Origin of the sequence: Microvirga aerophila (genome assembly GCF_003332305.1) — a bacterium.
GTDB classification, from domain to species: domain Bacteria; phylum Pseudomonadota; class Alphaproteobacteria; order Rhizobiales; family Beijerinckiaceae; genus Microvirga; species Microvirga aerophila.
Map to the genome: position 1 here is coordinate 1 of NZ_QOIO01000100.1, position 10,204 is coordinate 10,204.

At 61.9% G+C, this 10,204-nt stretch carries 11 protein-coding genes; all 11 read right to left on the minus strand.

Going from position 1 to position 10,204, the window contains the following annotated elements:
* Nucleotides 1-75 precede the first annotated feature (75 nt).
* Entirely contained in the window at nt 76-681 is a 606-nt protein-coding gene (locus DRB19_RS27610) for a glutathione S-transferase family protein (RefSeq protein WP_114189187.1), read from the minus strand.
* 120 nt (nt 682-801) lie between these two features.
* Nucleotides 802-1,650, minus strand: coding sequence for a 23S rRNA (adenine(2030)-N(6))-methyltransferase RlmJ (locus tag DRB19_RS27615; RefSeq protein WP_114189188.1), 849 nt, complete (start codon nt 1,648-1,650; stop codon nt 802-804).
* Nucleotides 1,651-1,657: 7 nt separating this feature from the next.
* Nucleotides 1,658-2,275 carry a ribonuclease T2 family protein gene (locus DRB19_RS27620; protein ID WP_114189197.1) on the minus strand — a complete coding sequence of 206 codons (618 nt, stop codon included), beginning with the start codon at nt 2,273-2,275 and terminating at the stop codon, nt 1,658-1,660.
* A gap of 47 nt (nt 2,276-2,322) precedes the next feature.
* Entirely contained in the window at nt 2,323-2,754 is a 432-nt protein-coding gene (locus DRB19_RS27625) for a hypothetical protein (RefSeq protein WP_114189189.1), read from the minus strand.
* Nucleotides 2,755-2,835: 81 nt separating this feature from the next.
* Nucleotides 2,836-3,723, minus strand: a complete 888-nt coding sequence (locus DRB19_RS27630; protein WP_245439873.1) for an extensin-like domain-containing protein — start codon at nt 3,721-3,723, stop codon at nt 2,836-2,838.
* Nucleotides 3,724-4,426: 703 nt separating this feature from the next.
* Nucleotides 4,427-4,681 carry a hypothetical protein gene (locus tag DRB19_RS27635; protein WP_114189191.1) on the minus strand — a complete coding sequence of 85 codons (255 nt, stop codon included), beginning with the start codon at nt 4,679-4,681 and terminating at the stop codon, nt 4,427-4,429.
* 69 nt (nt 4,682-4,750) lie between these two features.
* Entirely contained in the window at nt 4,751-5,206 is a 456-nt protein-coding gene (locus DRB19_RS27640; protein ID WP_114189192.1) for a molybdenum cofactor biosynthesis protein MoaE, read from the minus strand.
* Between the two features lie 22 nt (nt 5,207-5,228).
* Entirely contained in the window at nt 5,229-5,480 is a 252-nt protein-coding gene (gene moaD / locus DRB19_RS27645) for a molybdopterin converting factor subunit 1 (protein WP_114189193.1), read from the minus strand.
* Nucleotides 5,481-5,484: 4 nt separating this feature from the next.
* Nucleotides 5,485-6,099: a CDP-diacylglycerol--glycerol-3-phosphate 3-phosphatidyltransferase gene (pgsA, locus tag DRB19_RS27650; RefSeq protein WP_114189194.1), complete on the minus strand. Its 615-nt coding sequence runs from the start codon at nt 6,097-6,099 to the stop codon at nt 5,485-5,487.
* Nucleotides 6,100-6,240: 141 nt separating this feature from the next.
* Nucleotides 6,241-8,253: an excinuclease ABC subunit UvrC gene (uvrC, locus tag DRB19_RS27655; protein WP_114189195.1), complete on the minus strand. Its 2,013-nt coding sequence runs from the start codon at nt 8,251-8,253 to the stop codon at nt 6,241-6,243.
* Between the two features lie 114 nt (nt 8,254-8,367).
* Complete coding sequence (locus DRB19_RS27660) at nt 8,368-10,065, minus strand: calcium-binding protein (protein WP_114189196.1); 1,698 nt, start codon at nt 10,063-10,065, stop codon at nt 8,368-8,370.
* Between the last annotated feature and the right edge of the window lie 139 nt (nt 10,066-10,204).

A 10,204-nucleotide genomic window follows, 5' to 3' on the forward strand; every position in this document is an offset into this window, starting at 1 on the left:
AACTTCAAGTTCGGCACGTACTAAGACGTCTGGCTTGCGCCAGTGCAAAGGCCCGGGGCAACCCGGGCCTTTTTGTTAGGCGGCGACTGCGGTGGCGGCAAAGGCCGGCACCCGTGCGGCAAAATCATCAAGCCATCCCACCAGCCCAGGATGACTCAACCGCCATTGCCCGCCCATGCGCAGATCGAGATACCCGAGTGCGCAGGCCAGAGCGATATGGCCAATGTGCAGATCGGATGCCGGAGACGAAAGGTGGGCTTCGGCATAGTCCAGTGCGCGCTCGACCTTGGCGATCTGATGCTCGACCCACTTGGGTTCACGCCTGTCCTCCGCGCGCCAGCGGCCCTCATAGACCTGAAGCAGTGCCGCATCCATGATGCCGTCGGCCAGCGCCTGCTGGCGCAGCGCCATGTACCTGTCCATGCCGGCAGGATAGATCTTGCCGCCGCCGGCCAGATGATCGAGGTATTCCACAATCACGCGCGAGTCGTACAGGACCTCACCGTTCTCTAGAACGAGAGCCGGGATTTTCCCGAGCGGATTCTGCTGACGCAGGGTGTCCTGCGGGTTCATTGTATCGGCCTCGACGATCTCGATACGATCCTTCAAACCGAGAAGGGACGCGGCGATTTTGACCTTGCGGCCGAAAGGCGAAGCGGGGGACGAGCGAAGAACGAGCATGCGTGATTTCCTGCCAAGAGCACTGCCAACGGAACGGCAGACTTCATGGACGCTCAAAAGGCCGGCGGCAATCGGCTTTTGGCACATCGCACGGAAAAGCAGAGACCGCCTTTCAGGGCTCTAAGCAGAGGGGCCGAAACTTTCGCAGCGGTAGCCGCCATATCCGCTCCGGGATAGTCGCTCCGCCAGCGCAGGCAGCAGGATTTCCGCCTCTTCGCGCAGAGCCCAAGGCGGATTGAGGACAAAAAGGCCGCTGCCGTTGAGGCGCGAGGGATCGCGCGGATCGTCCACCAGAAGCTCGAGACGCAAGCCCGGACGCGGGCTTTCCGCGTGCAGGCGCGCCGCGACCGCATCCACCGGCTCCAACGCCTTGATCGGATACCAGCCCGCATAGACGCCCGTGGGCCATTTCGCCAGGGCTTCCAGCAGTTCGGTCCCGAGCCTTTCCAATTCGTTGGGCTTTTCGTAGGGCGGGTCGATCAGGACGAGGCCCCGCCTCTCCTTGGGCGGGATCAGGGCATGAAGGGCCGTCCACCCGTCGAGATGCATCACCTTCAGATTGGCCACGGTGTTGAAGGCCCCGCTCAGAACAGCATGATCGGCAGGGTGAAGTTCGACGAACACGCCCCGGTCCTGCCGCCGCAGCAGCTCACGGAGAATGCCAGGCGAGCCAGGATAGATCGTCTGCCCGTGCCGGGTTCGGACATCGGCGATCACCGTCCGATAAGGAGCGAGCAATTCTTCCACCTCGGGCGAGAAGGCCTGATCGAGGCGGCCGATGCCGTCGATCCATTCGCCGGTGCGTTCCGCCTCGTCGCCGGTCAGGTCGTAAAACCCGATCCCCGCATGAGTGTCGATCACCCGAAGAGGCGTTTCCTTGCGCTGGAGGTAAGCCAGGATTCGCACCAGCAGGGCGTGTTTCATGACGTCGGCGAAGTTGCCGGCGTGAAAGGCATGACGGTAATTCATGGTTGCCTTATCGGACCGCCGGAATGGCGAGTTCGCCTGAACGGCAGCCGCTGCGGTCGATCTCTGGACATTGTCTGAAGCCGCGAAGATCGCGGTCGAGGCAGATGCGGACTTCTTGTAAGACGCGCTGCCGGCAGGAGACGGCGATCATGTCCGGGCGCAGGCCTGGATTGACTGCGGCAAAGATCCGCTCGATCTCGACAGGCATGACCTTGGCGTCCGTTTGCAGCGCCCCAAGGCGCTCAGGGACCTGTACGAGATCCCGCGCACGGCGCACCGCGCGGAAATAGGCGCTCGGGTCTTCGCCCGTGCAGCTTCCATGCTTGCGCCATTGATAGCGCGCGAGGTTATCGTCGGGAAAGAGTCCGCTCGCCTCCTCGACGGCGGCACGGGGCGCGAAGCGGCCGCTAGGCTCGCAAAACGTTGGATAGCCCTGCTCGTTCTGCGGCCACAGCCCATGGACCACGAACCCGAGGCTGTTTCCGGTCTCACATTGCTTGCGGCCTCGGGGGCTGCCGGTGGTCGCGCAAAAGCCCGGCGACCACGACAAGGCCAGCACATAGAAATCGAAAGAGCCGGCCGGAGCGCCCCTCGCCTCACGGACGGGCTGCGCGCCCGCAGGCATCGAGGCAAGCAGCAAGGCGCCCGCAACGAGGAGGCGCCGGCTCAAGCTCAAGGCGCGGCCTGCTTGCAGTGCGGCGCGAAGGCGTAGTGACGGTCGAGCCCATCGACGCACCACTCCGTGCCCCATCCGAAGCCGATCCAGCCGGTTTTCTCGCGGATCGAGTAGTTGATGCGGCGCTTGTAGCCGTCCGAGACGACGACCGTGCCGGAGCAGTAGCGGCGTGGAATGTAATCGAGGCCCCAGGGCCGCCAAGCCACCTGGCCCACCCTCTCGAAGCCAAGGATCTCTAGGCTCGAATTCCAGAACCGGCCTTCCCTGGTCGAAAACGTCGAGGAGATGTCCTGGAGAACCGATGGATCGTCGCAGGCCGGAAGTCCGGCGTGATAGGAATGGTCGCGCCGTTCGGCCGGCGTCATCTCGCGAGCGAGCGCAGGCGCGCTCACCAGCACACAGGAGATTAAAGCCGCCAGCCACTTCATCGTCATGCTCCAAGAGATCTATTGCGCCTCAGTTTGAACCATGTGGGCGGCGCTCGGCAAGGTCAAGGCTCCGCTTGCAGGTTAATAAATCCCCGAGCCTGCGAGGGGGAGCGGCCCTCCGCTCCAGGGTCGCTGGGAGGCGGGAGGCGCGTAGGTTTGCGCCTGCGGGCTTCGTGGATACGCCTCGTTCGGCGGCAACGCATTCGGCGCAGGCAGGTCGGCCGCATAGCCAGCATTCGCGGGGGGACGGGATATAGGGCCGGCATAAGGCTGCGACTGGGGGATATTGGCCCCGCGCGACGCCATGGGAGCCTCCTCCTCCGGGGAATCCTGCTCCATGTCGATGGGCGCCAGATCCGCCGTGGGCGGCATGTCCTGAACGGCCAGACGCGATTGCTCCGGGTCGATTCGGGGCGTGAATTTCAGGATGGGTTTGCAGACGCGCCGTTTGCCCTGGGGGTCGTGCCGCGCCAGATCGATATGCAGATGATCGTAGTGAAACGCGTCGGAGCCTGGACCGAGAACAGTCGTAAAGTAACGACAGGCGCCCACGAAGGCCTCGCGCAGGAACTCCTGCTCGGCCGGGTCTCCTTTCCAGCCCTTCACGACGGAAACCTGCCTCCCGTCGGCGAGGACAAAGCCCATGACGTCGAGGGCATTGCCGAAGGAATGCTCGGAGAGCTTCGCGCCCATGCGGTTATTGCGGGGACGGCACGAATAGGACCCAGCTTTGACGTCCACGACCGGAACGCCGAAATACATCAGCGCCGCCGGCTTCACGATTTCGTCGAGCCAAGTATCGATTCGCGGGATGATCGGACAGGCCAAGGTGACCTTCGATTTCAGGCCGATCGCGCCGTTATTGAAGGCCGAAACCTTGAACGGGTAATCCATGCCGCAGACGCCTGGTCCGTCGATCTTCGCGGACAGGGCCATGTAAGCGGAAGGCTGGACCAGCCGCTGTGACAAACAAGCTTCCTCGGCTTGCGAACGCCAGGCTTCGCGCTGCTCGAACCGAAACAGCCCGCAACCCGTAAGCCCAAGTCCGACAAGCGATAGGGCGAAAAACGCAACTAACCCACGACGCATGGGCGTAGATTTACGGGACGATGCGTAAATTTCCCGTCAACGCCCGACTTGGAGCCATGAGCCAAGGCGCTGCCCCCGTGAACTCCACCCGAGCGGAGTTCACGGAAGAAACGGGCTCCTGTGATCCAAGCATCCAGCCCCTCGCAGCTCTGATTGTGCGATGCAGCAAGACTTTAGCGTGGGCGCGAAGGAAGTCCCGAAGACCTTTGGCCCATGGCTACTCCGGAAAAATTTTTCCGGGCTGTCTCAACTCGATTTCTTCTTAAGCCTGACAATAGGTTAACGCTCTATAAACTCTTTCAACGCTGCCGGCGGCGGCGCTTGACGCGAGGGTGGGGCCTTCCCAGCTCATGATCGACCTGCTAGCTTCCTCTCTATTCAGATAGGAGGTTGAACCATGAACCTGACGACGAACATGGATTGGACGTCCACACTGAACATCGCAGCGGTATGCGTGTCGCTCGGTTTCATCTGCGCCATCGTGGCAGGCGTCTTCTAGCGACATTTCATTCGGGCGCTCGCCCGAACGATCACGGAAAATTTCATCGGACATGCCGCTGCCGGGGCCTCCCCGGCAGCGTTTTCATGATTCTGGGCATGGTGTCTGAGTGATGCTCCAGGACATCACGTTCGTCGCCATGTCGCATTGGGCGAGCCGGGGCCCTTGGGCTGTCTTGAGGCACACCCGCTCCCCCGGACCAAACATTCGCCCGTTCGCAAGGCAAAAGCAATTCGGATCGTCATGGCCAGGCAGCTGCGCCTGGGTCACCGGGGGCTCGGCCTGCGCCAAGGCAGGCAACGTCACCAGCAGGGCAAGAAAGACAACGACGCCGCGCATCCCGCATCTCCGTTTGTCGTTCCACGCAGATGCTCCTCCTCCCGGGACGCAAGGTCAAGGATCGCGGCCTCAGCTCCAGCGGGCCACCGCCTCGTCATCATGGGCTTTCGCCGCGACCCAGGCTCCGACCGTTCCGTCCTTGAGATGCTCCCGTTTCCAGAACGGGGCCTGGGTCTTGAGATAATCCATCAGGAAGGAGGCAGCCTCGAAGGCCGCCTGGCGATGGGCCGAGGCAGTCAGAACCAGGACGATCTCCTGGCCCGGGCAGATCCTGCCGAACCGATGAATCACGGTAAGACCTGCGAGAGGCCAGCGCTCCTGCGCGCTCGCGGCGATCCGGGCGATCTCGGCCTCCGCCATCCCCGGGTAATGCTCGAGTTCGAGGGCCGCAAGCCGGCCTCCCTCGTCCCTGCACATGCCCGTAAAGGCCACGACAGCCCCTATATCCTCCCGCCCAGCGGTCAGCATGGCCGTCTCGGCGGCGACATCAAAGCCTTCAGCCTGGATCCGTATGGTGGCAATCACGGCTTTTCCCTCTGCACGAGGGTCATCCGCCCGTCATGGGCGGGAAGAAGGCGATCTCGCGCGCTCCCGCGATTACGGCGTCGGGTTTGACGTGAACATGGTCGATGGCGGTGCGGATGACGCCCTCGTTTTCAAAGGCGTACTCATATTCCTCGCCCCTGGCCTTCAGCCATCGCACGAGGTCCGCGACCGTTGCGACGCCGTCCGGAAGGTCCACGTCCTCGTCCATCCTGCCGATCCGCTCGCGCACCCAGGCGAAATAGACGAGTTTCACAACCTTACCCCTCGTCCGTGAGGTGGTGGATGCCGTTCTTGAAGTAATCCCATCCCGTATAGATCGTCAGGATCGCGGACGCCCAGAGAAGCACCGTTCCGATCATGATGTTGCCGGGCAAGACCGTCTCGCCGGCGGGACCGGCGATGAGAAATCCGACAGAAAGGAGCTGGAGGGTCGTTTTCCACTTGGCGACCCGGCTGACGGGCACGCTCACCTTGAGCTCCGCCAGGAATTCGCGCAGTCCCGAGACCAGGATCTCACGGCAGAGGATGACGATGGCGGCCCAAAGCGCCCACCCGTGGATCGTCCGATCCGCCACGAGCATCAGCAGACAGGCCGCCACCAAGAGCTTGTCGGCAATGGGATCGAGCATGCGCCCGAGCGCTGAATGCTGCGCATAAACCCGCGCCAGGTAACCGTCGAGGTAGTCGGTGATGGCCGCTACGGCGAAAACCCCAAGGGCCATCCAGCGCGACCAGTGGTCCTCGGGCCAGAACAGCAGTCCCACCACGACAGGCACCGCCGCGAGCCGACCATAGGTCAGCAAATTCGGGAGATTGAAGGCCGTTGATCGTCTCATCGCAGGGGCAGTGCTCATAAGACGGGCAGGAAACATGCCAGGGGCTGGTCCGTCAACCGTCCCGGCAGCCGCCCAAGGCGGAAACCCATTTATTGGCGTCCCGTTGACCGAAGGCAATCGAAACGATCCGGCGATTGCATGGGCATTCGTCGAAGCGATGCCTCAAAGGATCGCCGCTCACCCCCGATCATGGAAGAAATCGTAGACGGCGCGGGCTGTTGCGGCGTTCACCCCGGGGGCTTTCATGAGGTCTTCCAGGGCCGCCCGCTGGATAGCCTTCACGGTCCCGAAATGGTGCAAGAGGGCGCGCTTCCGGGTCGGTCCGATTCCGGGAATTTCATCGAGAGGGTTCTTCACAAGTTCGCGCTTGCGCTTGGCCCGGTGCGACCCAATGGCGAAGCGGTGAGCCTCGTCGCGCAGGCGCTGCACGAAATAGAGCGCAGGGTCCCGCGGCGGCATCTTGAAGGGAGGCTCATCAGGCTTGAAGAAGGTCTCCCGCCCGGCATCCCGATCCCGCCCCTTGGCAATCCCCACAAGGGCCACATCCTCCTCGCTGACCCCGACCTCGGCCAGCGCCCGGCGGGCGGCCTCGAGCTGGCCCTTGCCGCCGTCGATCAGGACCAGATCGGGCCAGGCCGGAAAGCTGTCGTCGTCCTCCGGGCGCGGCATCTCAGGCGCGTCGGGCAACCGCGGCTCCTCCTTGACTAGCCTGGCGAAGCGCCGGTGCAGCATCTCGCGCATCATGCCGTAATCGTCGCCGGGCTTGAGGTCCTCCGACTTCATGTTGAAGGTGCGGTAATGCTGCTTCATGTAGCCGCTCGGTCCCGCCACCACCATGGCCCCTACGGCATTGGTGCCCATAATGTGGGAGTTGTCGTACACCTCCACACGTCGCGGGGTCTTTTTCAACCCGAAGGCCTGGCCGAGGGAGACGAGAAGCTTCTGCTGCGAGGCGGTGTCGGCGAGCCGACGGCCCAGGGCTTCCCGGGCGTTGCGCAGCACGTACTCGATGAGCTGGCGCCGCTCGCCTCGTTGCGGTGCATGGATTTCCACCTTGGCCTCGGCGCGGGACGAGAGCGCCGCCGCCATCAGATCCGCATCCTCGACGTCATGAGAGAGCAGGACGAGGCGCGGCGCCGGCTTGTCGTCGTAGAACTGCGCCAGGAACGAGGTCAGAACCTCCTCCGGGCTCATGGATTTGTCGGCCTTCGGAAAATACGCGCGGTTGCCCCAGTTCTGCCAGTTGCGGAAGAAGAACACCTCTACGCAGAACTGCCCCGCCTGCTCGTCGAGGGCGAACACGTCCGCCTCTTCCACCGACTGGGTGTTGATGCCCTGCACGCCCTGAATGGCCGAGAGAGCCGCGAGCCTGTCGCGGCAGCGGGCGGCGCGCTCGAATTCGAGCTCCTCCGCGGCCTGCTGCATCTCTTCCGTGATGCGCGCCTTCACGGCATTCGACTTGCCGGAAAGAAACGCCCGAGCCTCCGCGGCCAAGTTGGCATAGTCATCGAAGGAGATTTCCTTGGTGCACGGGCCAGAGCAGCGCTTGATTTGATATAGAAGGCAGGGCCGCGTCCGGTTCTCGTAATAACTGTCGTTGCAGGACCGCAGGAGGAAAGCGCGCTGGAGCGCGTTGATGGTGCGGTTCACTGCCCACACGCTGGCGAAGGGACCATAGTAATCCCCCTTGCGCTTGCGCGCCCCGCGATGCTTGACGAGCTGCGGCGCCTCGTGGTCGGCGGTGAGCAGGATGTAGGGCAGCGACTTGTCGTCCCGCAGCAGCACGTTGTAGCGGGGCTTGAGCTGCTTGATGAGGTTCGCCTCGAGCAGCAGCGCCTCGGTCTCCGTCGCCGTGGTGACGAACTCCATGGAGGAGGTTTCGCCGATCATGCGCGCAATGCGATTGGAATGGGCCTGGCCCCGGGCATAGGAGCCGACCCGGTTCTTTAGGCTCTTCGCCTTGCCCACGTAGAGAACATCGCCCTTGGCGTCGAGCATCCGATAGACGCCCGGCGCATTGGGCAAAGTCGTCCAGAAGCGACGGATGACCTCCGTTCCACGCTGAACCGATCCGGGATTGGCCTCCAGGTCGAACTCGACGTCGGACCCGCTCTCAAGGGCGACAACGCCCTCGTCCTCGTCGTTGGTCAGGATGTCCGGTGGAACGTCGTTATAGGTGTTGCGACTCATGAAGGAGATTTAAGGGCTCGCGATTCCCAGGGAAAGGCCCCGAGGCGAAAAGCCATTTCCGGGCAGGGCAAGCGCGCCGCTTGCCCTGCCCGAGGATCTCCCAACTATGGTCTCTTAGACGACGAAGAAGTCGTTTTGGGTGAGCTTGAGGTTCTTGGCGAGCTTGGCGATCTCGACGGCTTTTCCTGCGCCGGAGCCGTCGGCATCGTAAGACAGCACGCCGGTCTTCTTGTTGTAGACCAGGTAGTCGTTCTTATCCTTGGCCTTGGTACCGATCTTGAAGAACGCCTTCTTGAGCTTGGTCGGAGACGCCTCTGTGCCCTTGCCGAGCTTCTTGAACACGCTGTCGGAGAGCCAGATCGTGTCCTCGGCCACCGAGAAGTCGCTGATCCTGTCCAGGTTGGTCTTGGTGTTCGGCCGGGTGTCGAACACGAAGATGTCCTGACCTCCTGCACCCGTCAGCACATCCTTGCCGGCCTTGCCCCACAGTTGATCATTGCCGTCACCGCCGGTGAGCACGTCCCTATTCTTCGTGCCCACAAGCTTCAAGCCACCAATAGGGGTAGTGCCTCCGGGGGTAGCGAGCAACTGCGTCAGGCTGAGCGTGCCATCTGCGAATTGAAAGCTCTCAATCTCCAAGATGGTATCTTGGCCATCGCCGCCCGCTCGTGTATCGGTGACAGAATAGCTACCATTCTGGAGGACCGTTACCGAGTAGTCGGAGCGCCTGCCGCTGAACACCGCCGTGTCCGCGCCCACTCCTCCATTGAGTAGATCGTTACCGAGACCACCTGTGATGAAATCGTTGCCACCGTTACCGATCAGCCGGTCGTGACCGCCTGCGCCACTGAGAGTGTCGCCCCACTGACTCCCGCTATAGCGGTCGTCTGCATTGTCTCCTGACAGGCTGACCCCTGCAGTCCGTGGATCATAGGCTTGATAATGAACCCTTCCCTCGGCGTTCTTCCAATCGACAAGGTAGCGCCCATCATTGAGAGTCAGGATAGATGGATTGGATTCGTTGAGGTTCCTCGTATCGTCATTGATCATTACAGGCGCAGAAACCATGCTGCCGGTGGCAGAGTAAGTTCCCAGATAAATGTCGGAATCTGCACTGGATACAGTGAAGGCAAGTGCAAACCCTCCGTCGAGCAACGGCTTGATATCTAAGTCCTCAGCCGAGGCGGCTGGATTTTGATAGAGGATGATTTCTCCACCGGTAGCGACGCCTTCCGGACTATAGATGCGAGCCTTGAGGGCATTGCCATCACCAACGCCATCACGCCAAGCGACTACGAAGTTGCCGTTCGCAAGGGCAATCACCTTTTCTTCGCCGATGCGGCCAGGGGCCGTCACACTTATTTGGACGTCCTGCCCATTTGCTTTGCGCAGGAGGGCATCGATACGCCATCCAAGGCCCACAACCGTCGACCAAACGGACACATGACCGCCGCCTTTCAAGCCTGCTACATCGTATTGCGCACTGGTACCAATGCTGATCTCAGGACCAGCAACACCATTGCTGTCGAAGACGATATTTTTCACACCAGAACCAGTTTTATAGTATGTCATCGCGTAGCCGCCATTGGCCAGGCCTGCCATGACCCCGTAGGAAGCTCCAGCCCCAATGTCGATTGCGGAGCCTCCAGCCGTGCCGTCAGTATTGACGATCTGGGTTCCCATTTCGTAGGCCCCCCAGCCGTCCGTATTGTGGGTCCATGAAACCGCAATCCGACCATTGGTTAAGGCGGCAGCAGCCACGCTAACATTTGCGGTCATGAAGGATTTGATGAAAAAGGCATCCCGGATCAAAGAACCGTCGGTATCAAGGAGCTGGCCATACAGGTCCTTCCCCTCGTTTCTGTACGTAAATCTTAGAGCACGCTGCGTTTTGACGGAATCCGGTTTTCGAGCTGCGGCGGATCTGATTCAATCTAAGTCTCTTGGCTGA

What these genes read in the sequence shown, in the direction of transcription:
- DRB19_RS27635 (WP_114189191.1), bottom strand. Translation starts at nt 4,681, where the DNA reads ATGCGCGGCGTCGTTGTCTTTCTTGCCCTGCTGGTGACGTTGCCTGCC.
- pgsA (WP_114189194.1), bottom strand. Translation starts at nt 6,099, where the DNA reads ATGTTTCCTGCCCGTCTTATGAGCACTGCCCCTGCGATGAGACGATCA.
- DRB19_RS27615 (WP_114189188.1), bottom strand. Translation starts at nt 1,650, where the DNA reads ATGAATTACCGTCATGCCTTTCACGCCGGCAACTTCGCCGACGTCATG.
- DRB19_RS27610 (WP_114189187.1), bottom strand. Translation starts at nt 681, where the DNA reads ATGCTCGTTCTTCGCTCGTCCCCCGCTTCGCCTTTCGGCCGCAAGGTC.
- uvrC (WP_114189195.1), bottom strand. Translation starts at nt 8,253, where the DNA reads ATGAGTCGCAACACCTATAACGACGTTCCACCGGACATCCTGACCAAC.
- DRB19_RS27625 (WP_114189189.1), bottom strand. Translation starts at nt 2,754, where the DNA reads ATGAAGTGGCTGGCGGCTTTAATCTCCTGTGTGCTGGTGAGCGCGCCT.
- DRB19_RS27620 (WP_114189197.1), bottom strand. Translation starts at nt 2,275, where the DNA reads ATGCCTGCGGGCGCGCAGCCCGTCCGTGAGGCGAGGGGCGCTCCGGCC.